19 protein-coding genes, 2 rRNA genes and 5 pseudogenes (1 of these 26 running past the window's edge) are annotated in these 20,858 nt (G+C 45.7%); 10 read left to right on the top strand and 16 right to left on the bottom strand.

Annotated elements, in window-relative coordinates; all coding sequences use genetic code 11:
• Positions 1-143 precede the first annotated feature (143 nt).
• The 11 genes and pseudogenes from rpsQ to rpsJ all read right to left on the bottom strand — a co-directional run bounded on the left by rpsQ (position 144) and on the right by rpsJ (position 5,116).
• Positions 144-401, bottom strand: a complete 258-nt coding sequence (gene rpsQ / locus J5O05_RS10730; RefSeq protein WP_208842053.1) for a 30S ribosomal protein S17 — start codon at positions 399-401, stop codon at positions 144-146.
• Positions 401-592: a 50S ribosomal protein L29 gene (rpmC, locus tag J5O05_RS10725; RefSeq protein WP_005495359.1), complete on the bottom strand. Its 192-nt coding sequence runs from the start codon at positions 590-592 to the stop codon at positions 401-403. The genes rpsQ and rpmC overlap by 1 nt, the downstream gene beginning before the upstream one ends.
• On the bottom strand, positions 592-1,005 hold the full coding sequence (gene rplP, locus J5O05_RS10720; RefSeq protein ID WP_208842052.1) for a 50S ribosomal protein L16: 414 nt from the start codon (positions 1,003-1,005) through the stop codon (positions 592-594). Before rplP ends, rpmC begins: the two co-directional genes overlap by 1 nt.
• Before the next feature lie 13 nt (positions 1,006-1,018).
• Entirely contained in the window at positions 1,019-1,726 is a 708-nt protein-coding gene (gene rpsC, locus J5O05_RS10715; protein ID WP_005495357.1) for a 30S ribosomal protein S3, read from the bottom strand.
• A 12-nt stretch (positions 1,727-1,738) separates the two neighbouring features.
• Entirely contained in the window at positions 1,739-2,071 is a 333-nt protein-coding gene (rplV, locus tag J5O05_RS10710) for a 50S ribosomal protein L22 (RefSeq protein WP_208844514.1), read from the bottom strand.
• 12 nt (positions 2,072-2,083) lie between these two features.
• A pseudogene (rpsS, locus tag J5O05_RS10705) lies at positions 2,084-2,364 on the bottom strand (30S ribosomal protein S19).
• Between the two features lie 16 nt (positions 2,365-2,380).
• Entirely contained in the window at positions 2,381-3,205 is an 825-nt protein-coding gene (gene rplB, locus J5O05_RS10700) for a 50S ribosomal protein L2 (protein WP_208842050.1), read from the bottom strand.
• Positions 3,206-3,222: 17 nt separating this feature from the next.
• Complete coding sequence (gene rplW / locus J5O05_RS10695; RefSeq protein WP_005495352.1) at positions 3,223-3,525, bottom strand: 50S ribosomal protein L23; 303 nt, start codon at positions 3,523-3,525, stop codon at positions 3,223-3,225.
• Positions 3,522-4,124, bottom strand: a complete 603-nt coding sequence (gene rplD, locus J5O05_RS10690; RefSeq protein WP_005495351.1) for a 50S ribosomal protein L4 — start codon at positions 4,122-4,124, stop codon at positions 3,522-3,524. The genes rplW and rplD overlap by 4 nt, the downstream gene beginning before the upstream one ends.
• A 17-nt stretch (positions 4,125-4,141) precedes the next feature.
• Positions 4,142-4,777, bottom strand: coding sequence for a 50S ribosomal protein L3 (rplC, locus tag J5O05_RS10685; RefSeq protein ID WP_208842049.1), 636 nt, complete (start codon positions 4,775-4,777; stop codon positions 4,142-4,144).
• 27 nt (positions 4,778-4,804) lie between these two features.
• Positions 4,805-5,116, bottom strand: a complete 312-nt coding sequence (gene rpsJ / locus J5O05_RS10680; RefSeq protein WP_005495349.1) for a 30S ribosomal protein S10 — start codon at positions 5,114-5,116, stop codon at positions 4,805-4,807.
• Positions 5,117-5,446: 330 nt separating this feature from the next.
• Between rpsJ and plsB the strand changes: the two are divergent.
• Positions 5,447-7,887, top strand: a pseudogene (plsB, locus tag J5O05_RS10675) (glycerol-3-phosphate 1-O-acyltransferase PlsB).
• Between the two features lie 90 nt (positions 7,888-7,977).
• On the opposite strand, the pseudogene tesB reads toward plsB, so the two are convergent.
• Positions 7,978-8,836 (bottom strand): annotated as a pseudogene (gene tesB, locus J5O05_RS10670) (acyl-CoA thioesterase II).
• Between the two features lie 105 nt (positions 8,837-8,941).
• Between tesB and J5O05_RS10665 the strand changes: the two are divergent.
• Entirely contained in the window at positions 8,942-9,409 is a 468-nt protein-coding gene (locus tag J5O05_RS10665) for an EVE domain-containing protein (RefSeq protein WP_208842048.1), read from the top strand.
• Here the strand turns inward: J5O05_RS10665 and J5O05_RS10660 are convergent.
• A complete protein-coding gene (locus J5O05_RS10660) occupies positions 9,406-9,615 on the bottom strand; it encodes a hypothetical protein (protein ID WP_244369570.1) in 210 nt (69 codons plus the stop codon). The two genes, J5O05_RS10665 and J5O05_RS10660, sit on opposite strands and share 4 nt — an antisense overlap.
• Before the next feature lie 26 nt (positions 9,616-9,641).
• Entirely contained in the window at positions 9,642-10,712 is a 1,071-nt protein-coding gene (locus J5O05_RS10655) for a potassium channel family protein (RefSeq protein ID WP_208842047.1), read from the bottom strand.
• A gap of 141 nt (positions 10,713-10,853) precedes the next feature.
• Between J5O05_RS10655 and J5O05_RS10650 the strand changes: the two genes are divergently transcribed.
• The 8 genes and pseudogenes from J5O05_RS10650 to J5O05_RS10620 all read left to right on the top strand — a co-directional run.
• Entirely contained in the window at positions 10,854-11,804 is a 951-nt protein-coding gene (locus tag J5O05_RS10650) for a chemotaxis protein CheV (RefSeq protein ID WP_208842046.1), read from the top strand.
• A 238-nt stretch (positions 11,805-12,042) separates the two neighbouring features.
• A complete protein-coding gene (gene uvrD / locus J5O05_RS10645) occupies positions 12,043-14,208 on the top strand; it encodes a DNA helicase II (protein WP_208842045.1) in 2,166 nt (721 codons plus the stop codon).
• 180 nt (positions 14,209-14,388) lie between these two features.
• Positions 14,389-15,243 (top strand): annotated as a pseudogene (locus J5O05_RS22995) (tRNA(Met) cytidine acetyltransferase TmcA domain-containing protein); the annotation flags it as partial.
• Positions 15,244-15,270: 27 nt separating this feature from the next.
• Positions 15,271-16,248 carry a GNAT family N-acetyltransferase gene (locus J5O05_RS22990; protein WP_482817161.1) on the top strand — a complete coding sequence of 326 codons (978 nt, stop codon included), beginning with the start codon at positions 15,271-15,273 and terminating at the stop codon, positions 16,246-16,248.
• Positions 16,249-16,333: 85 nt separating this feature from the next.
• Entirely contained in the window at positions 16,334-17,335 is a 1,002-nt protein-coding gene (locus tag J5O05_RS10635; RefSeq protein ID WP_208842043.1) for an ABC transporter substrate-binding protein, read from the top strand.
• A 38-nt stretch (positions 17,336-17,373) separates the two neighbouring features.
• The gene (locus tag J5O05_RS10630) at positions 17,374-18,222 is read left to right on the top strand and encodes a CZB domain-containing protein (RefSeq protein ID WP_208842042.1); all 849 of its coding nucleotides are present in this window, start codon (positions 17,374-17,376) and stop codon (positions 18,220-18,222) included.
• A gap of 114 nt (positions 18,223-18,336) precedes the next feature.
• On the top strand, positions 18,337-18,522 hold the full coding sequence (locus tag J5O05_RS10625; protein WP_208842041.1) for a ribbon-helix-helix protein, CopG family: 186 nt from the start codon (positions 18,337-18,339) through the stop codon (positions 18,520-18,522).
• A 115-nt stretch (positions 18,523-18,637) separates the two neighbouring features.
• Positions 18,638-18,970, top strand: a pseudogene (locus J5O05_RS10620) (zinc ribbon domain-containing protein YjdM); the annotation flags it as partial.
• Positions 18,971-20,062: 1,092 nt separating this feature from the next.
• On the opposite strand, the gene rrf reads toward J5O05_RS10620, so the two are convergent.
• Positions 20,063-20,177: ribosomal RNA gene (gene rrf / locus J5O05_RS10615) — 5S ribosomal RNA — on the bottom strand.
• Positions 20,178-20,308: 131 nt separating this feature from the next.
• Positions 20,309-20,858 (bottom strand): 23S ribosomal RNA (locus J5O05_RS10610); it runs 2,336 nt beyond the window's last position.

Here is a 20,858-nt window from a genome sequence, read left to right as displayed (position 1 = left end):
TAACGCGTCTAATGCAAAATAACAGCCGCACTTTAGTACAGGGTAAGAAAGGAAAAAATGGAAATAAGACGCCGCTTTCTTTTCAACGCAAAAAAAAGCCCCGACCAAGGCCGAGGCTTCTTCTAAACAGACTTAATTAAAAATTAAGCTTGTTTTGGACGCTCAATTACGTCTACCAAAGTCCAAGACTTAGTCTTAGAAATTGGAGCACACTCACGAATTGAAACTAGGTCACCAGCTAGAGCTGAGTTGTTTTCATCATGTACGTGCAACTTAGTTGTACGCTTGATGAATTTACCGTAGATCGGGTGTTTAACCTGACGCTCGATAGCAACAACGATTGACTTGTCCATTTTGTCGCTAATAACACGACCTTGAAGAGTACGGATTTTATCGCTCATTATGCACCTGCCTTCTGGTTGATAACCGTTTTAACACGCGCGATGTCGCGACGTACTTTTCTCAACTGGTGAGTCTGAGCTAGCTGACCCGTGCTCGCTTGCATGCGCAGGTTAAACTGCTCACGTAGAAGCTCTAAAAGTTCAGCTTGTAGCTCTGCTACACTTTTGTCTTTAAGTTCGCTAGCTTTCATTACATTACCGTCCGAGTTACAAATGTTGTTTTGAAAGGTAATTTACGAGAAGCTAGGTCGAATGCTTCACGAGCAAGCTCTTCAGAAACACCTTCCATCTCGTAAAGTACTTTACCAGGTTGAATTTCTGCAACCCAGTATTCTACTGAACCTTTACCTTTACCCATACGAACTTCTAACGGCTTTTCTGTAATTGGCTTGTCTGGGAACACACGGATCCAGATTTTACCTTGACGCTTGATGTGACGAGTCATAGCACGACGAGCTGCTTCGATTTGACGAGCAGTCATACGGCCACGGGCTGTCGCTTTCAAGCCGAAAGAACCGAAGCTAACTTTGTTACCGCTTGTCGCAACACCGCGGTTACGACCTTTTTGTACTTTGCGGAATTTGGTACGTTTTGGCTGTAACATTTATCGCTACCTCTTACTTAGCACTTTTTTTGGCTTTCTTCGGTGCACGCTTATTCGCAGCTGGTTTTTCTTGCTCTTGAACTAGTGGAAGACCACCAATTACTTCGCCTTTGAAAATCCAAACTTTAACACCGATGATACCGTAAGTGGTTAACGCTTCAGAAGTTGCGTAGTCAATGTCCGCACGTAGTGTATGTAGAGGTACACGACCTTCACGATACCACTCAGAACGAGCAATTTCAGCACCGCCAAGACGGCCGCTAACTTCAACTTTGATACCCTTCGCACCTAGTTTCATTGCGTTTTGTACAGCGCGCTTCATAGCACGACGGAACATAACACGACGCTCTAGTTGTGAAGAGATGCTGTCTGCTACAAGCTTAGCATCAAGCTCTGGCTTACGAACTTCTGCAATGTTGATTTGCGCTGGTACGCCAGTAAGCTTCGTTACAGCTTGACGTAGCTTCTCTACGTCTTCACCTTTTTTACCGATAACAATACCAGGACGAGCCGTGTGAATTGTTACGCGGATTGATTTAGCTGGACGCTCGATAACGATTTTAGACACAGAAGCTGCTTTCAATTCCTTAGTAAGGTATTGACGCACTTTGTGATCGCCAAAAAGCTGTTCAGAGAAATCTTTTGTATTCGCATACCAAGTAGATACCCAAGGTTTAGAGATACCTAGGCGAATACCAGTAGGATGAACTTTTTGTCCCATTACTTATATCTCCTAGCGATCCGAAACCACAACAGTGATGTGGCTTGTACGCTTAAGGATGCGGTCAGCGCGTCCTTTAGCACGTGGCATGATGCGTTTCATTGTTGGACCTTCGTCAACAAACACTTTAGCCACTTTAAGCTCATCAATGTCGGCACCTTCGTTGTGCTCCGCGTTAGCGATAGCAGACTCAAGTACTTTCTTAACCAATGCAGCCGCTTTTTTCGGGCTGTAAGCTAGAATATCTAGAGCGCGAGCTACTGGTAGACCGCGAATTTGATCAGCCACTAGACGTGCTTTCTGCGCCGAACCAGAGGCGTATTTATGTTTAGCTAATGCTTCCATCATATTCCCCTATTAACGCTTCTTAGCTTTCTTATCCGCATGACGTGACCGCGGTAAGTACGTGTAGGTGCAAATTCACCCAATTTGTGACCGATCATTTCGTCTGTAACGAATACAGGTACGTGCTGACGACCATTATGGACAGCGATGGTCAATCCGATCATATTTGGAATGATCATTGAACGACGGCTCCAAGTTTTGATTGGCTTCTTGTCACCGCTTTCCAACGCTTTCTCTACCTTCTTCAGCAAGTGTAGGTCAATAAATGGACCCTTCTTGAGAGAACGTGGCATGGCAATTCCTCAACTATTATTTAGAACGACGACGTACGATAAACTTATCAGTACGCTTGTTGCTACGTGTCTTCTTACCTTTAGTCGGTACACCCCATGGAGTTACAGGATGACGACCACCTGAAGTACGACCTTCACCACCACCGTGTGGGTGGTCTACTGGGTTCATGGCAACACCACGAACTGTAGGACGTACACCGCGCCAACGCATCGCACCAGCTTTACCTAGTGAACGAAGCATGTGCTCAGAGTTACCTACTTCACCAAGTGTAGCGCGACAGTCAGCTAGAACTTTACGAACTTCGCCTGAACGAAGACGTAGAGTTACGTATTGACCTTCACGAGCTAGGATCTGTACGTATGCACCCGCTGAACGAGCGATTTGTGCACCTTTACCAGGCTTAAGTTCAACGTTGTGAACTGTAGAACCTACAGGCATGTTACGCATTGGCAACGCGTTACCAGCTTTGATTGGTGCATCAACACCAGACTGGATTTGATCGCCAGCTTTCAAGCCTTTAGGAGCGATAATGTAACGACGCTCACCGTCTTTGTATAATACAAGAGCGATGTTTGCGCTACGGTTTGGATCGTACTCTAGACGCTCAACGATAGCTGGAATACCATCTTTGTTACGTTTAAAGTCTACTACACGATAGTGATGCTTGTGACCACCACCGATGTGACGAACCGTGATACGACCGTTGTTGTTACGACCACCTGACTTAGAGTTTTTCTCTAAAAGTGGTGCGTATGGCTTACCCTTGTGTAGATCAGAGTTAACCACTTTAACTACGTGACGACGACCCGCAGAAGTTGGTTTACACTTTTGAAGTGCCATAATTCTAACTCCCCTTATTACTCAGCGCCGCCGACGAAGTCTAGCTCACTGCCTTCTTTAAGAGTAACGTAAGCTTTTTTCCAATCGCTACGACGACCGAAACGCATACCTGTACGCTTTGTCTTACCCTTAACAACTAGAGTGCGAACACCAGTTACCTCAACTTCGAAAAGCTTCTCTACAGCTGCTTTAACTTCAGCTTTAGTAGCGTCTTTAGCTACTTTGAAAACGATCGTGTTGTTCGTTTCAGCAGAGATTGTGCTCTTCTCAGAGATATGAGGAGCAAGGATTACTTTTAAAAGACGTTCTTCACGGATCATGCTAGCGCCTCCTCAAGTTGCTTAACAGCACCTGCAGTAATAAGTACCTTATCGAAAGCGATTAGGCTTACTGGGTCGATACCAGCAACGTCACGTGTGTCAACTTTGTACAAGTTGCGCGCAGAAAGGAATAGATTCTCATCTACTTCTTCAGTCACGATTAACACGTCTTTAAGCTCAAGTTCTTTCAACTTAGCTACAAGCGACTTAGTCTTTGGAGCTTCAAGTGTGAAGTTCTCAACTACTACTAGACGCTCTTGACGAACTAGTTCAGAAAGAATGCTCTTAATCGCACCGCGATACATCTTACGGTTAACTTTTTGGCTGTGATCTTGCGGCTTAGCTGCAAATGTCACACCACCCGAGCGCCAGATTGGGCTGCGGAATGAACCAGCACGAGCACGGCCAGTACCTTTTTGGCGGAACGGCTTCATACCAGTACCGCTTACTTCAGAACGTGTCTTCTGAGCACGAGTACCCTGACGAGCACCTGCTGCGTAAGCAACAACTACTTGGTGTACTAATGCTTCGTTAAACTCACGTCCAAAAGTAGCTTCGGAAACTTCAAGCGCACCAGCGCCTTTAATTGCTAATTCCATCACTAAATCTCCAGGACTTATGCTTTAACAGCAGGTTTAACGATTACGTCGCCGCCGATAGCGCCAGGTACTGCACCTTTAACTAAAAGCAGGTTACGCTCAGCGTCAACACGCACTAGCTCAAGATTCTGAGTAGTCACACGCTCTGCACCCATGTGGCCAGCCATTTTCTTACCTTTGAAAACGCGACCAGGTGTTTGGTTTTGACCGATTGAACCAGGAGCACGGTGAGATAGAGAGTTACCGTGTGTAGCGTCTTGCGTACGGAAATTCCAGCGCTTAACACCACCTTGGAAACCTTTACCTTTTGAAGTGCCAGTTACGTCTACTAGAGAAACTTCAGAGAAGATTTCAACAGTAAGAGCTGAACCAACTTCAAACTCACCTTCACCGCCATTAAGACGGAATTCCCACAGGCCACGACCCGCTTCAACACCAGCTTTAGCGAAGTGACCCGCTTCTGGTTTGTTGACACGGCTTGCTTTTTTCTCGCCTGCAGTAACTTGAAGCGCGTTATAACCGTCTGTTGCTTCAGATTTGATCTGAGTAACACGGTTAGGCGTCGCTTCGATAACTGTCACAGGGATAGATACACCATCTTCAGTGAAGATACGTGTCATACCCACTTTACGACCGACTAGACCTAATGCCATTTTCCTAAAACCTCTCTAATCTTCCGATTAACCCAGGCTGATTTGAACATCAACGCCAGCTGCAAGGTCAAGACGCATAAGCGCATCAACAGTCTTGTCAGTTGGTTCTACGATGTCGATCAGACGTTTGTGGGTGCGGATTTCGTATTGATCACGCGCGTCTTTGTTAACGTGAGGAGAGATCAATACAGTGAAACGTTCAAAGCGCGTTGGTAGTGGGATTGGACCACGTACTTGAGCACCAGTGCGTTTCGCAGTTTCCACGATTTCCGCCGTTGATTGGTCAATCAAACGGTGGTCAAAAGCTTTTAGGCGAATACGAATGCGTTGATTTGACATTCTTAAACCTCAATTAAAAGAGCATTTAAAAAGAGCATAAAAAAACCGCTGAACCAATCTTATTTACTAAGAGGTCAGTGTCCTTTTATTTCTGCGTTGAACTCCAAATCGGAATTCCTGTTTGTAGGTCTGAAATCCAGACTCTATGTAATCTTTCTGTTTCGGGAGACCCTACTTTAGAAAGTCCGCACATTATAATGATGTTGGTGATAAATGCAACAACTAATGCTAAGTTATTTTTAAAATGGACTTGGTTATTCGCAACAAACTCTTTGCTGAGTTACAATGGTCCGTCCAGTTGCAATTTCAGTTACGCAGTAAGGTAGGTACATGCGCATATTTTCTGGTGTTATGTTGGCGTTCGCCAAGTTCGGCAACGCGTTATTCGTAAAAACGAAACTATTGCCCGAGAACCCTCTCGAACAATTTGGGAACTGATCCAAATTTGCCTACCTTTTATGTCGCAAGATTGAATGCGCACTCAGACATTGCTGCATTAGACTCCGTGTGTAAGAAACTCGGTCTACCAAAAGCAAGCGGTTCAGAAAAGGTTGGCAGTGCGGTATTACCAAGATTTGTTGGTATCCAAAACCCGACTCCACTGTTTTCAAATACCCCCAAAGAAAGTGTGGCACTCAAACAAGGCCAAGCTATCTTTCAAGCACTCAGAGCAAACCCTGGGACGAAAATCCAGATAATTCCTGCAACAATTTTGTGGGGACGCGATCCTGGTAAAGAAAAGCCTGGTCTAGGCACACTTCTCAGCAGCTCACTGACACCAAGTTGGTTTAGAAAATGTTTTGTGGTGCTCTTTTCTGGGCGAAATAACTTCGTGCGTCTGAGTAAACCCATCGATTTGTCCCAACTTATCACCGACAAAGCGGACGTCGATGAGCTACCGCACAAATTACTACGTGTTGCACGCGTACATTTTCGTCGTCAAAAATTGGCCGCAACTGGGCCTAAATTGCCTTCACGCGAGCAACTGTTCAGCAGTCTTTTAGCTTCCCCTAGTATCAAACATGCGATTGCTCAAGAAGCTAAAAGTAAAGGCTTAAGCCAAGAAGAAGCCCGTCGTGAAGCATTAAAAATGCTTGAAGAGATCGCGGCAAATTATTCTGACGCAATGGTTCGCGTCGCAGAACGCATCCTGACCTGGCTTTGGACAAAATTGTACAATGGTATCGATGTGAAAAACGTTGACCGAGTCCACGCACTTGCAGACAAAGGTCATGAGATTCTTTTCGTTCCTTGTCATCGCAGCCACATGGATTATTTATTACTGACCTACGTGATTTATCACCAAGGGCTAGTGCCTCCGCATATCGCGGCAGGGGTAAACCTTAATTTCTTTCCTGCCGGTGGGATCTTCCGTCGTTCTGGCGCTTTCTTTATTCGCCGTTCATTTGCCGGCAATAAGCTGTACGCCGCAGTCTTCAATGAATATCTGAGCCAACTCTTTATAAAAGGGTATTCCGTCAAGTTTTATACTGAAGGCGGTCGGAGCCGAACTGGTCGCTTATTGCCGCCTAAAACCGGTATGCTAGCCATGTCGTTGCAAGCCATGTTGCGTGGTATTGATCGCCCTATTTCTATCGTGCCCGTGTACATTGGCTATGAGCATGTAATGGAAATTAATACCTATTTGAAAGAACTCGCAGGCGATCATAAGAAAAACGAGTCCATCCTTGGCGTATTTAAAGCCATTAAAAACCTAAAGAATTATGGCCGTGGCTATTTGAATTTTGGTGAGCCAATTAACATCAATCAGTTTTTAACTGAGCAACAACCCAACTGGCGTGAAGCTATCCATCCAACCGAGGCTCAGAAGCCGAGCTGGTTAGCCCCCAAGTGGCCGAGCTTGCAGACAAGATCATGACAAACATCAATAACACAGCTGCACTTAATGCGGTGAATTTGATTTCACTTATCTTGTTGAGTGCTGAGCAATTTGCTCTTAGCAAAAGTAAACTGCTCTCCCAGTTAGAGTTCTATTTGTCTTTGCAACGCGACGCGCCATATCACATAGATGTGACCATGCCAGATGAAAACGCGGAAAGTCTGCTCGCTCACGCGCTCACTTTAAACAAGTTCGAGGTGCATCAAGACAGCTTTGGTGACATCATTAGTATCAGCGAACGTGAGCAAACGCTCGTTAACTATTACAAAAACAATATTCTGCATCTGTTCGCCGTACCAGCGGTGATTGCACAATTCCTGCTGTATAAAGATGCGGTGACCATCGAAGCCTGCAAAACACACTTGCACAAACTGTATCCACTGTTCGCTAAAGAATGGTTCTTGACGCCACTTCGTGAAGACTACATTCAAGACGTATTAACAAGTTTCGAAACACAAGGTCTTGTGACGCGACATGACGAGATTTGGACGATGAACACGGACAGTCAAACGCGCAGCCAATTGGAAATACTTGGTAAGTCAATCCAACTCACCCTTGAGCGCTATGCAATTCTATCCGCGCTAGTCCTTGGAACACCAGATTATGACAAAGCACAGCTGGAGCAAGATTACCAAACGCTAGCGGGAAGACTGGGCCGCTTACATGGTATTAAGATCCTGAATTTTTCGATGCAAAAGTGTTGGCTTCGCTTCTGAACTCAATGAAAGAGCAAGGCTATGTAGAAGAAGGCGCTCAGAATCGCTTGTGCGGTAATCAACAACTGGATGCACTACAACAAACGCTCGTGACTTTGCTTCCAGCTAGGGTCTGGCAATCCATCGCGGATACCGTCACCAGTCACTCAGAATAAAAGAAGCGAGGCTCAGCCTCGCTTCTTAAATCTATGTTGGCAACTTAATGGCATGCTCAATGACAGGGTCTATCTGCCCACCAGCAGCCACTAGCGCTGGCGCATAACACCTTCTTGAATGGTGGAGGCCACCAGCTCACCACTGCGGTTAAAGAATTGTCCACGCACTAAGCCCCGTCCGTTACTTGCACTTGGGCTGTCAACGCTGTAAAGCATCCATTCATCCATTCTAAATGGACGATGAAACCACATCGCGTGGTCAATGGTCGCAACTTGCATCGTTGGATGCATAAACGACAAACCATGCGGTTGCAGTGCCGTCGGTAAAAATTCAAAGTCCGACGCGTACGCCAATAAATAGTTGTGAATGCGACGATCGTCCGGCATCGAGCCGTTTGCCTTAAACCAAACATGCCGAACGGGACTCCGTCACCTGTGGTAAAAACGGATTTTGGAAATTGACCGGACGCATTTCAATCGGCATTTCACGGGTAAACTTACTGCGAATACTTTCAGGGATCTGCGCGGCGTGTTCTTGATAGAACTCAAGCGACGATTTTAGTTCTTCCGGTGCAGGCACATCAGGCATTGCCGACTGATGCGACACCCCTTCCTCATCGCCTTGAAACGATGCGGTCATATAAAAAATTGGCTTACCATACTGAATGGCACTGATACGACGCGTTGAAAAGCTTTTACCATCGCGGATCGTTTCAACATCATAAACGATTGGTTTTGACGCATCACCGGGTCGGAGAAAGTATGAATGCAATGAGTTTACAAAGCGCCCTTCTGGCAACGTTTGCTTCGCGGCCGATAGGGCTTGCCCCATCACTTGACCACCAAACACTTGGCGAAATCCCAAGTCTTGGCTTTGACCACGGTAGATCCCTTGTTCGATTTCTTCTAACGTCAGTAGGTTTAGCAGTTCTTGTAATACTTGGCTCATGCCTTACTCCCTAGAGATGTTTGGATTTTTGCCTTATAAACAATAATAATACACGAAAACTCAATCCTGTAATTGAGTAAACACTCTTATTATTAAGGAATTATCATGGCCTATTGGTTGTTTAAAACCGAACCAGATACCTTTTCGATTGATACACTTGCTAAAGCACCGCAGCAAAGCACGTTCTGGGAAGGGATCCGCAATTATCAAGCGCGAAACTTTCTGCGAGACCAAGCACAGGTTGGAGACTTGGTCTTCATCTATCATTCTAGCTGCAAAGTCCCCGCGATTGTTGGCATTGCACAAATAACCGAAGGTGCAAAGACGGATCCGCACCAATTTAACCCAGAAAGCCCGTATTTTGATCCCAAGTCAGACCCAGAAAAGCCGCGCTGGATTGGCCTGACCATACAATATCGCCAACATTTACCGAAGCCCGTAACTCTTCAAGCAATTAAGGCAGACGATGCAATACAAGAGTTAGCATTAAAAAAAGCGGGACGTTTATCGGTCATGCCAGTCAGTGAACAAGAATGGCACTACTTGCTGGCAAAGTCAGGCGTTACGCGCTAGCCCGCCTGCGCAGACGTTTTGGCGTTTGTTTGTGATAAGGTGGTACAACGGTGACGTAAAGCAGTAAGGCAACCCATGAAAAAATAAGGGTTGCCATAAGCCAAAAGTTTTTTTTCGTGGCCGCGGGTGCGTTTGCTGTTGGCAATCACACCTAATGGGATCAAGTAAGCACAGATTGTTGTTACAAGTAACAGTACGACCAACATGCTCTTCCCCTTTTGATACTCGCTGATTAATTAGACGCTAATTTCGTCCAATCGACTTCGGTCACTAAGATCCGCTCTGGCGCGATGTAGTGCAATATATCGCCACTTTGAATGCGATAATCCAATGGCGGGTTTAAATCCATGTCGCTCGCGCTTAAGTCATGTGCGACCCCAAGCACAATCGCATTGTATTGCGCTTTAAACTTTTGAAATACGTCACCAAAACTGAACGTCGCAACACCTTCTGGTACCTCCAAGCAAAACTGCGTATCGCCATGTAACGTTGACAATAATTCCTCTTGGACGCGACTTGAACCTGGATCTTGCATTGACCGCACCAAAATCTCAGCCGATTTGCTGCTAGAACATTCCACGTTACGACAATGCATCAGCAATAACGAGACTTTGCTCTCGTCTTCAAAATGCGCGCTGATGTGGCAAGTCGGTTTAACGATCGGGCTAATTTTTAATGCGGTTGTGAACGTTTGATCATCGTCTTTTCCGTCTATGATCACCTTATCGGCCGACATCAACGCAACTCGAGTTAATTCTGAATCATCCGTAAAGGTCATCAACTTGGCGAAATCAACCTCAGGATAGTGGAGAAAGGGATGTTCCATTTCATCGGTCACAACGAGCAAAATTCGACGCGCCTTTCGCTTCGTGTCTGCGAGAATGTAATCAATCATTTTTTTTGTGCGCACCGAATGCCATCCAAAAATAATGATGTGATCGGTCATATGTGAAAAGTCTTTATTTCCTGTCATCGCTCGTCTTATCCAAAATGTCGCTAATTGACCCACTTTACCTAAAATAATCCCAAACAGCGCCAATCCAAAGGGTATTTGCCATAACGCCACAACCCAGCGACCCAATTCACTGCTTGCGCTAAAATCGCCGTAGCCGACCGTTGATGTCGTCACGATGTAGTAATACACAAACGTGTTGAGTCCCAATAAGGCCGTTTCATTCGCAGCATAAAGGGCTATCCATGTCAGCCCCATATGAGCAAATGTAACCAAGCTCAGCATTTGCCAACTCGCTTTGTCGACATGCTGCACTATCATCGCGATGAATCGCTTAAAAATCACAGGCATATTTAATGTTATTGAGAGTCCTTAAAGCAGCACCTTACTTGATGACAAGTCGATTGAAAAGAGGGCTTGGGCAAAGACTCGCATTCTTGTTAATTTTGGGTATATACTGGTTACAATTAACAAGATAGGCACAAGAAGTTTATGGCTGGCGTACTCGCATCGGTAGATCAACGAACCCAACTCGTCGGTGAAAACCGTTTGGAATTGTTGCTGTTTCATTTACACAGCCGCCAGCTGTTTGCACTCAACGTATTTAAAGTTAAAGAAGTCGTCAAACTTCCTCACTTGAATAAAATGCCAAATGCCCATCCAAAAGTCGTGGGCGTCACAAATATTCGTGGCGAATCCATTCCGGTCATCGATTTACGTCAGGCGATTGCTATGCCGCCATGCGCGCGTGACGACAAAGAGTGTAACTTGGTAATTACGGAATACAACCGCACCGTCCAAGCCTTCTTGGTCGGTAAGGTAGACCAAATCGTCAACACCACATGGAGTGATATTATGCCTCCCCCACGTTCTGTTGGCCGAAATCACTACCTCACGGCGTTAACCAAAATTCGCCGTGGTGATGTGGAGCATTTGGTCGAAATTATCGACGTGGAAAAAGTGTTAGCGGAAATTGTTGAATACGACGTGGAAATCCCTGAAGGCATTCTCGACAAAGCCATCATTGATGAGTTTCATGGCCGAAAAATACTGCACGCCGACGATTCCGCGACGGCAAGACGCCAAGTCTCTGATACGCTTGCACAACTAGGAATCGAGATTATTCCAACCACCGATGGGCATGAAGCGCTGAATCTCCTCAAAGGGTGGGCCGATGAAGGGATAGATGTCACCAAAGAATTTTTAGCGGTGATCACCGACGCCGAAATGCCTGTTATGGACGGTTATCGCCTAACCTATGAAATTCGCAACGACCCTCGATTGCGTGATTTGTACGTGATCCTGAATACATCGCTCAGTGGCAGCTTCAATAATGCGATGGTTGAAAAAGTGGGTTGTAATGTATTCCTCTCAAAATTCCAACCAGACTTATTGGTCTCTGAAGTACAAAAACGCTTGAAAGAAGTTTTAAATCAAGACTAATACTGGTTTAATATACAGTATTAAATTTCAACAGCGTGTTTTGATGACCGAACGATCGCGAAAGCGTTAATGCCACATCGCTTTCGTGAAATTGTGATGTTTGCTGTTTGTGCATAACAAGAACACTTGTGTTATACGCAGACTTAAACTGAAGCAAACCCTTATCAACAATAAGTCATGTTAACCTTAAGCGTTCAACACGCTATACTGCGCGCTTGCTAGTTAAACAGGTAAAAAGATGGACGTATCAGAACTTCTCGATGGGTTAAATGACAAACAACGTGAAGCCGTTGCTGCACCGCTGCAAAACATGTTGGTGCTTGCTGGCGCAGGTTCAGGTAAAACACGTGTGCTTGTACACCGAATTGCATGGTTAATGCAGGTTGAGCAAAGTTCTCCCTACAGCATCTTGGCCGTAACGTTCACCAACAAAGCCGCCAAAGAAATGCGCAGTCGCGTTGAGGCGACCTTACAAGGCCCAGTGTCAGGTATGTGGATTGGTACGTTTCACGGCTTATCACATCGAATTTTACGTCAACATCATAAAGAAGCGAACTTACCCGAATCTTTCCAAGTATTAGACAGCGACGACCAAGTCCGCATGATCCGTCGTTTGCTCAAAGCCATGAACATCGACGAGAAAAAGTGGCCAGCCAAACAATTTGCATGGTACATCGGCGCTCAGAAAGACGAAGGTCGTCGACCTAAAGACATTCAAGCGTTTGACCTCAACGAGCAACTGATGCTCAAAGTCTATGCCGCATACCAAGATGCATGTGATAGAGCTGGCTTAGTTGATTTTGCCGAGATTTTGCTACGCAGCTACGAGTTACTTGCAACACAACCAACGTTATTACGCCATTACCAAAATCGATTCGCACATATGTTGGTGGATGAATTCCAAGACACCAACCGCATCCAATACCTATGGCTCCGTTTGCTCGCCGGTGGCAGCAGGTCCATCATGATTGTTGGTGATGACGACCAGAGCATTTACGGTTGGCGGGGCGCGCGCGTCGAAAATATTCGTCAATTCTTAGAGGATTTTGACGCACACACCATTCGTCTCGAACAAAATTACCGTTCCACCGCAACCATTTTGAAAGCGTCTAACGCGCTGATTTCTAATAATGCCGAGCGAATGGGCAAAAGCCTTTGGACAGATGGTGTTGATGGCGAACCGATTTCTATTTATGCCGCATTCAACGAGTTAGATGAAGCGCGCTTTGTTGTTGGAAAAATCAAAACGTGGTTGCAAGGTGGCAATGCGTTGCAAGAATGTGCGGTGCTTTATCGCAACAATGCGCAATCACGTATTTTAGAAGAAGCCTTTCTACAAGAAGGACTAAAATATCGCATCTACGGTGGAATGCGTTTCTTCGAACGCCAAGAGATCAAAGATGCTTTATGTTACCTTCGACTTATCACAAATCGCAATGACGATGCCGCCTTTGAACGCATTATCAATACGCCCGTACGTGGCATTGGTGACAAAACCTTAAGCCATATTCGAGATTGCGCACGAAACACGTCTCAACCGCTATGGTATGCAGCCAAATCGGTTATCGCGGAAAAACATTTATCCGGTCGCGCGGTCAACGCGGTAAACCAGTTCCTTGAGCTTGTTGAATCCTTGGAACAAACCATTGATGAATTAAATTTAGAACAACAAGCCAAACTGACCATTGAGCGCTCAGGCTTGATGGCCATGTACCAGGCAGAAAAAGGTGAAAAAGGCCGTGCACGTGTAGAAAACTTAGAAGAATTAATAAACGCATGTGGTCAATATGAACCGCCTGTGGAAGAAGAATTCTCGACGCCGTTACAGGGCTTCTTAGCTTACACTTCACTGGAGGCGGGCGAAGGTCAAGCTGAAGAACACGAAGACGCGGTACAAATGATGACGCTGCATTCAGCCAAAGGTCTTGAGTTTCCATTGGTCTTTATGGTCGGCGTTGAAGAAGGCATGTTCCCGTCACAGCAAAGCCATGAAGAATCTGGTCGACTTGAAGAAGAGCGACGCCTTTGCTACGTGGGCATGACGCGTGCGATGACAAAGCTTTATATTTGTCATGCAGAAAGCCGTCGTTTGTACGGACAAGAGAAATACCATAGCCCTTCTCGCTTTATTCGTGAGTTACCAACAGATTGTGTGGAAGAAATCCGCATCAAAACTCAAGTGACTCGCCCAACATCGGCTGGGCGCTTCAGTGCTACCGTTACGCATGCGGTATTCGAGGATAGTGGCTTTACGTTGGGTCAACGTGTTTTACATGCCAAGTTTGGTGCTGGCACGGTATTAAATTACGAAGGCAGCGGCGCACAATCACGTATCCAAGTGAATTTTGATGATGTCGGTTCTAAATGGTTAGTCACCGCTTATGCGCGACTTCAACCACTTTAAATCGTTAATCGATGAGGCACGAGCTACGCTGTCGACGGCTCACCATCGACAGCTCTTGGTCATATCTGGCTCGGCTGATTTTTGCTATGCGGCAACTCACTTTCTGTTTGAACGTGAAGGATGTTGCATCCTCAGCCAGTCTGACGAGATCTCACTGATGCAACATGGCCTGAGCACTTACACCAAATTTTAGGGCAGGAATGGCCGATAGCCATTTACGATGGTTATTCAGGGGTGATCCCAAACAAACTGTCCGCCCTCAGCGGAACGGTAAAAGCAGGGGGATTACTGGTTTTATTATTACCTGAGTTAGAGCACCTTGGGAATTTCCGCGATCCCGCGCTTGAAAAATGGTGCTCTGCAGAATGTGACATCGCTCAAAGTCATTTTCTCCTTCGATTAGCCGCTAAACTTACAGACACGAATCAGTGGCGCCTCTCTGAACAATATGGTTTACATTTGCCTCAATGCGCAAAGGCTCAAACGCCTGTATTTCCAGATTTTTCACAGCAAAACTCGGCGATAGAGCAAATCGTACATGCGCTCAAAACCAAACGGACATTACCGGTCGTCTTAAGTGCAGACAGAGGTCGCGGGAAGTCGAGCAGTTTGGGGCTTATCGCCAGAGCGATGCCAAATAAAACTTTTATTTTATGTGCTCCACATCGGCACGCAATCGCACCAACGTTCCGCCATTTAGGGGCGAGTGAGGATACGCTAAACGACTTAGCTCAGTATAAAAACCTGCAGTTTTTGCCACCGGACCAAATACTGCGCGAACGGCCCAAATGTGATGTGCTATTCGTCGATGAAGCAGCGGCCATTCCAGTGCCTATGCTGCTCGATTTGATAAAACAGTACCCTTGCAGCGTGTTTTCCAGCACACTAATTGGCTATGAAGGTAATGGCCGAGGTTATACATTAAAGTTCTTGAAAAAACTGCGTAAATTTGCGCCTCAGTGTTTATCCATTCACCTTGATAATCCGCTTCGATTTGCTGCAGCGGATCCGCTGGAACAGCGAATTAATCAGCTATTTGCCCTAGATTGCCGCTATGAGGATGTGGTCGATGTTGATCACGTCGAGTTTGCTACTATCGAATCGACGTTGTTGATAAACGACGACCACTTATTGCAAGAAATCTTTAGTTTATTCGTGCTTTCTCACTATCAAACGTCGGTCAATGATCTTCGGCAATTGCTCGATACGCCAAATCAATCCGTTTATGTCTTGCGCGCCAAGGGTAAAATCATCGCCGCATGCCTTGTTGCTATTGAAGGTGGACTCTCGAGCGAGTTAAGTAGTGCCATTGTCGAGGGGTCACGTCGTCCTAGAGGTCATTTGCTGGCTCAGCAACTTGCTCAACTAAGCCAAAACCCGGATTGGTGTACGCAACGCTTGGCGCGCATCGTAAGAATTGCGGTTGCACCTGGAATTCAATACACTGGTTTAGGTTCACAACTTTTGCATGAAATTGAACAATGCCTCGCTTCTGATGTTGCTTTCATCGGCAGTAGTTTTGGCGCAAACCATGAGCTGCTGTCTTTTTGGTTTAAGAATCAATTCCGTATTGTGAAATTGGGATACAAACTCGATAAGGTCAGCGGTGAACATGCTGCGCTGGTCTTAAAAGCGAGACAGCTCGCGCTCGACAGCCACGTCATTACATTGAGTCAGGCATTCTATCGTCAATTACCTTACCAATTATTGACGTACTTCAAACTACTCGATGCCCAATTGGTGCTAAGCTTATGGGCAGAGAGCGACAATATTTTGCCGAAAAAGTTGGAGAAAACAGTATTTTTGCCGATAACGCGTCGAAGTATGGCAGAACTACAACCTGTGATATGGCAATGGCTTATTGACCATCCAACGTCACTTGCACTCCTTTGCGCATCACAGCAAGTCAGAATCATTCGCTATGTGTTGCAAGGCTGGTTACTCTCTGAGTCGCTTAATGATCTGCCCAAATTGAGTAAGAAGCAAATAGAGCAAGAGCTGAATGACGTCGTGCAAATTTTTATTTCAAACACAGAGTAACCTCTCATCTGCAGCCTTAATAGGGCTGTCCTCTTTATTATTTTCTTCTGAGGCCATATCAGACTCTACAGAATATAAGCTTGGAATGTCTGCTGCATTTGAAGGACCTGCACGGCAAATCGGTATCCAACTAAGCGAAGGTGCGTCACTGCATTTTGACGACATAAACACACGAGGTGGAGTTCATCAGCACAAACTGAAATTGATAAAGCTTGATGATGGTTATGAGCCACCAAAAACAGTAGAAAACACCAAGCGACTCATCGAAGAATACAAAGTGGATGCGTTATTTACCTACATGGGAACTCCTACCTCGTGGGCAATCAAACCACTTCTCGAGCGTAGTCAGCTGCCCTTTATAACGCCATTTACTGGTGCCGACTTTTTACGTTCAGCAACGACATTTCACGTATTTAACTTGCGTGCGAGCTATCAGCAAGAAGCGTATGAGCAAATCCAATTTCTGACCCAAGAGAAGCGGCTCAAAAAAATTGCGTTGCTCATCCAAGCGGATGAATTTGGTTTAACACTGGAAAAAAGCTTAGTAAAAGCTTTAAAAGACATGAACCTCACCGCCATCACCATCGCACGCTTTCGCCGCAATACTCAAGACATAGACAAAGCGTTGACACGCATCGCGACGAGCGGCGCAGAGGCCGTAGCAATGGTTGGTACATACGACCCACTCGCCGAGTTTATTAAAAAAGCAGAAGCGTCAAAAAGCACTTTTATCTATTCAACCGTTTCATTCGCCTTTAGCAATGCACTTTATGCTCGGTTGACTAAACCCGAAACCATCATGACAACAGAAGTTGTGCCCGATCCTTTAGATTGTGATGTTGAGCTTTGTGAAGAGTTCAAGCAACTCGCGAAACACAACAACATAACGGTAAGTCGCTTAGCATTTGAAGGCTATTTAAACGCCTATGTGACGACTCAGGCGCTAAACCGTTGCAAACCACCATTTGATAAGACATGCCTTATGACGCAACTGGAAGACGTTCGTATTGAAGACCACAAGCTTCAAGCACTATTTAATCATCCACAGCGAAATAAGTACGTTGTTTTTCGCTCATATTATCAATAATGTACTATTCTTAGAGCATTCAGCTAGCAGGGGACGATATGGACTTAATCAACTTTAAAGTCGGGCATAAAACAATCTCTTTAAAAATCTTGGATATCCTACTAACCGAACGCTATGACGGTAATCTCACTTCATTACCGAATAAAAACCCCAGCTTCCTCGGTATTAAAGACTATATGGGTACACCAACGCCTATCTTTGATATGGGTATTATTTTGAATGACCAATCCTCATTTGAAATCATAAAGAATCTGACTCATCTCCTTAAAGAGCGCGAACAAGACCATATTGCGTGGCTTTCAGCATTGGAACAAAGCATTCTATCAGGAGCAGCCTTTACTAAAGCCAAAGATCCACATCAATGTGAATTTGGTCGTTGGTACTATAGCTTCAAAACGGATAATGAAGATTTGAAGGCGCTATTAAGTCGGTTTGAAGAGCCACATACGCGTTTACATGCCCTTGCCGATACTTTGCTCAACATGTGTGACAAAGGGGACAAAGAAGGCGCAATGAAATTGTTGGAAAAAGAGCGTGTTACAACCTACGTAAAACTCATTCGTTTATTTGAATCTGCCAGGGAACAAATCGATCTAGACCACAAACCGATTATCGTGTTCACCACGTTAGATGGTCGTACCCCACATGTAGGCTTATTAGTTGATCAAGTAGAAGACAATGTCCGCTGTGATGAAAGCGAAGTGAAGTCGTTACATGAATTAACCAACGTTGGATTTGATATCGACCCTCAAACCAAGCGCATGATGAAAGGATTAATCAAACGCGGCGAGAAACACTCCGTAATTATCGACCCATCCGCCATCTTCCGCCCTGAGCACCTGTCAGAATATGAACCGGAAGAAACGGAAAGCTATGGTTTGTTCTAGCCCTTTTACATCCAGCAACATTGCAAAGTGAAAGGCCTATATGAGGGCCTTTCTTTATTGTGATTCGCTCTCAGTCTATAATTTCGCAGCAGTATCAAATAAGCAGGCAACACAATGGAAACAAAAACAGCTCGATTTACCGTATTGCTCGATCCGCGCAAGAAAAAGGCCTTTGAGCAACTGTGTGCTGAACAAGACAGAACCCCCTCTCAAGTCGTGCGTCAGCTTATTCGGACTTACCTTGAGCAACACGATGTTGACTTCACCAAGCTAGAATTGGAAAACGAAGAAAAGAATTAAGACGCATAATTGCACACAAAACCTGACTGATGATTATAATTTTATTATAATGTGATTATCATAAATTAATGCTTCGGCATTCAAAGATCCATAACAGAGGTTCACATGAGACTCAGCTTTACCACCATGCCCTAAATGCAGTTCAGAATACGTTTACGAAGACCAAGCTAATTTAGTTTGTCCTGAATGTGCGCATGAATGGAATCCAAACGAAGTGACCGTTGATGAAGATGCACTCATCATTAAAGATTCAAATGGTACTCAGCTTGCCGATGGCGACAAAGTAACCTTGATTAAAGACCTAAAGGTAAAAGGTTCATCTTTAGTATTAAAGATTGGCACTAAGGCTACCATCAAACGCCTTGTCGATGGCGACCACGATCTCGATTGTAAAGTGGATGGTAACGGCGACATGATGTTGAAATCAGAGTTCGTTAAAAAAGCCTAAATATGTCGCGCTACCGCGGCCCTTTTGACGTGGTAGCGCACTTTCAGATCAATAATCACGATAATTGATTCAACGCGACCTTTAATTCAGCTACAGCATCCTCTGACATTTGGAAATCAAAGCTTCCCACTACAGCCAATACCGTATCGGCTACCCCTCACCTACAACGCTCTCTCGCGATTTTGCAACTGCTCTGTAAGTCCAACCAGCATCGATCCGTATCGCATTCACCCAAAATGGCAATCAGCGTATCCAACAGCATGACTAGGGTAAGTCTTTCGAATAAAGCAACCAAGATGCATAGTTAAAGAAACAGCGTGAGCATTGTGTGCTGCTTTATAGGAAATGTGGTCAGGGTGTCCGAGGTATGATGCTACAGGGAGGTATTCCAACACCGAACTTGGTTTGTTGGGCGTTGTTTGTTGAGTTGGTTTGAGTTTTTTAAAACACATAAAGCAAAAAAGCCCGACTCTTTCGGATCGGGCTTTCTTTAATTAAGAGTCGGGGGCGCCTAGTCGGGGGCGCCCAGCCTGGCGATGGTCGGGGACGCCTAGTCCGGCTGCGCTTCGCTTGCGTTCCTCGGACTGCGAAGATGATCAATCTTCGCTTCCTCGTCACCCTACTTTCACATGGCAGCTGCCACACTATCATCGGCCGGGGCTGGCCTTCCAGCTGTTGCGTTTCACTTCTGAGTTCGGCATTGGGATAGAGCTGACTACCCAGTCTGGTATAACAGTAGTGCAATTTAACGTTAAAATGCAAAAAAGCCCGACTCTTTCGGATCGGGCTTTCTTTAATTAAGAGTCGGGGGCGCCTAGCCTGGCGATGGTCGGGGACGCCTGGTCCGGCTGCGCTTCGCTTGCGTTCCTCGGACTGCGGAGATTATCAATCTTCGCTTCCTCGTCACCCTACTTTCACATGGCAGCTGCCACACTATCATCGGCCGGGGCTGGCCTTCCAGCTGTTGCGTTTCACTTCTGAGTTCGGCATTGGGATAGAGCTGACTACCCAGTCTGGTATAACAGTAATGCAATTTAACGTTAAAATGCAAAAAAGCCCGACTCTTTCGAATCGGGCTTTCTTTTAATTAGAGCCTGGCGATGTCCTACTTTCACATGGCAGCTGCCACACTATCATCGGCGCTGTTGCGTTTCACTTCTGAGTTCGGCATGGGGTCAGGTGGGTCCACAACGCTATTGTCACCAAGCATAAGCTGGTCGTCTACTCGCTACCGCAAGTAAACTAAATCTGGAATTCTGATATTAATGTCTTTTACTTTGTCGTTGTCTACTTTAGTCAATACTCAACTTCTAACAACTTAAACCACTTTGGCGTTGTATGGTTAAGCCTCACGGGTAATTAGTACAGGTTAGCTTCACGCCTCACAGCGCTTCCACACCCTGCCTATCAACGTTGTAGTCTCCAACGGCCCTTTAGTGGAGTTAAACTCCAAGTGAGAACTCATCTCGAGGCTCGCTTCCCGCTTAGATGCTTTCAGCGGTTATCGATTCCGAACGTAGCTACCGGGCAATGCCATTGGCATGACAACCCGAACACCAGCGGTTCGTCCACTCCGGTCCTCTCGTACTAGGAGCAGCCCCTCTCAATTCTCAAACGCCCACGGCAGATAGGGACCGAACTGTCTCACGACGTTCTAAACCCAGCTCGCGTACCACTTTAAATGGCGAACAGCCATACCCTTGGGACCGACTTCAGCCCCAGGATGTGATGAGCCGACATCGAGGTGCCAAACACCGCCGTCGATATGAACTCTTGGGCGGTATCAGCCTGTTATCCCCGGAGTACCTTTTATCCGTTGAGCGATGGCCCTTCCATTCAGAACCACCGGATCACTATGACCTACTTTCGTACCTGCTCGACGTGTCTG

The organism is Pseudoalteromonas xiamenensis, assembly GCF_017638925.1.
GTDB classification, from domain to species: domain Bacteria; phylum Pseudomonadota; class Gammaproteobacteria; order Enterobacterales; family Alteromonadaceae; genus Pseudoalteromonas; species Pseudoalteromonas xiamenensis.
Note: the sequence above shows the minus strand (reverse complement) of the source record. Positions and strands in the feature narration are given on the sequence as shown.

Excerpts from the sequence above, each read along its gene's own strand:
- rpmC (WP_005495359.1), bottom strand. The coding sequence starts at position 592 with ATGAAAGCTAGCGAACTTAAAGACAAAAGTGTAGCAGAGCTACAAGCT.
- J5O05_RS10665 (WP_208842048.1), top strand. The coding sequence starts at position 8,942 with ATGGCCTATTGGTTGTTTAAAACCGAACCAGATACCTTTTCGATTGAT.
- rpsC (WP_005495357.1), bottom strand. The coding sequence starts at position 1,726 with ATGGGACAAAAAGTTCATCCTACTGGTATTCGCCTAGGTATCTCTAAA.
- rplB (WP_208842050.1), bottom strand. The coding sequence starts at position 3,205 with ATGGCACTTCAAAAGTGTAAACCAACTTCTGCGGGTCGTCGTCACGTA.
- J5O05_RS10630 (WP_208842042.1), top strand. The coding sequence starts at position 17,374 with ATGGACTTAATCAACTTTAAAGTCGGGCATAAAACAATCTCTTTAAAA.
- rplD (WP_005495351.1), bottom strand. The coding sequence starts at position 4,124 with ATGGAATTAGCAATTAAAGGCGCTGGTGCGCTTGAAGTTTCCGAAGCT.
- J5O05_RS10655 (WP_208842047.1), bottom strand. The coding sequence starts at position 10,712 with ATGCCTGTGATTTTTAAGCGATTCATCGCGATGATAGTGCAGCATGTC.
- rplC (WP_208842049.1), bottom strand. The coding sequence starts at position 4,777 with ATGGCATTAGGTCTAGTCGGTCGTAAAGTGGGTATGACACGTATCTTC.
- rplW (WP_005495352.1), bottom strand. The coding sequence starts at position 3,525 with ATGATCCGTGAAGAACGTCTTTTAAAAGTAATCCTTGCTCCTCATATC.
- rpsQ (WP_208842053.1), bottom strand. The coding sequence starts at position 401 with ATGAGCGATAAAATCCGTACTCTTCAAGGTCGTGTTATTAGCGACAAA.
- uvrD (WP_208842045.1), top strand. The coding sequence starts at position 12,043 with ATGGACGTATCAGAACTTCTCGATGGGTTAAATGACAAACAACGTGAA.
- J5O05_RS10635 (WP_208842043.1), top strand. The coding sequence starts at position 16,334 with ATGTCTGCTGCATTTGAAGGACCTGCACGGCAAATCGGTATCCAACTA.
- rplV (WP_208844514.1), bottom strand. The coding sequence starts at position 2,071 with ATGGAAGCATTAGCTAAACATAAATACGCCTCTGGTTCGGCGCAGAAA.
- rplP (WP_208842052.1), bottom strand. The coding sequence starts at position 1,005 with ATGTTACAGCCAAAACGTACCAAATTCCGCAAAGTACAAAAAGGTCGT.
- rpsJ (WP_005495349.1), bottom strand. The coding sequence starts at position 5,116 with ATGTCAAATCAACGCATTCGTATTCGCCTAAAAGCTTTTGACCACCGT.
- J5O05_RS10625 (WP_208842041.1), top strand. The coding sequence starts at position 18,337 with ATGGAAACAAAAACAGCTCGATTTACCGTATTGCTCGATCCGCGCAAG.
- J5O05_RS10650 (WP_208842046.1), top strand. The coding sequence starts at position 10,854 with ATGGCTGGCGTACTCGCATCGGTAGATCAACGAACCCAACTCGTCGGT.
- J5O05_RS10660 (WP_244369570.1), bottom strand. The coding sequence starts at position 9,615 with ATGTTGGTCGTACTGTTACTTGTAACAACAATCTGTGCTTACTTGATC.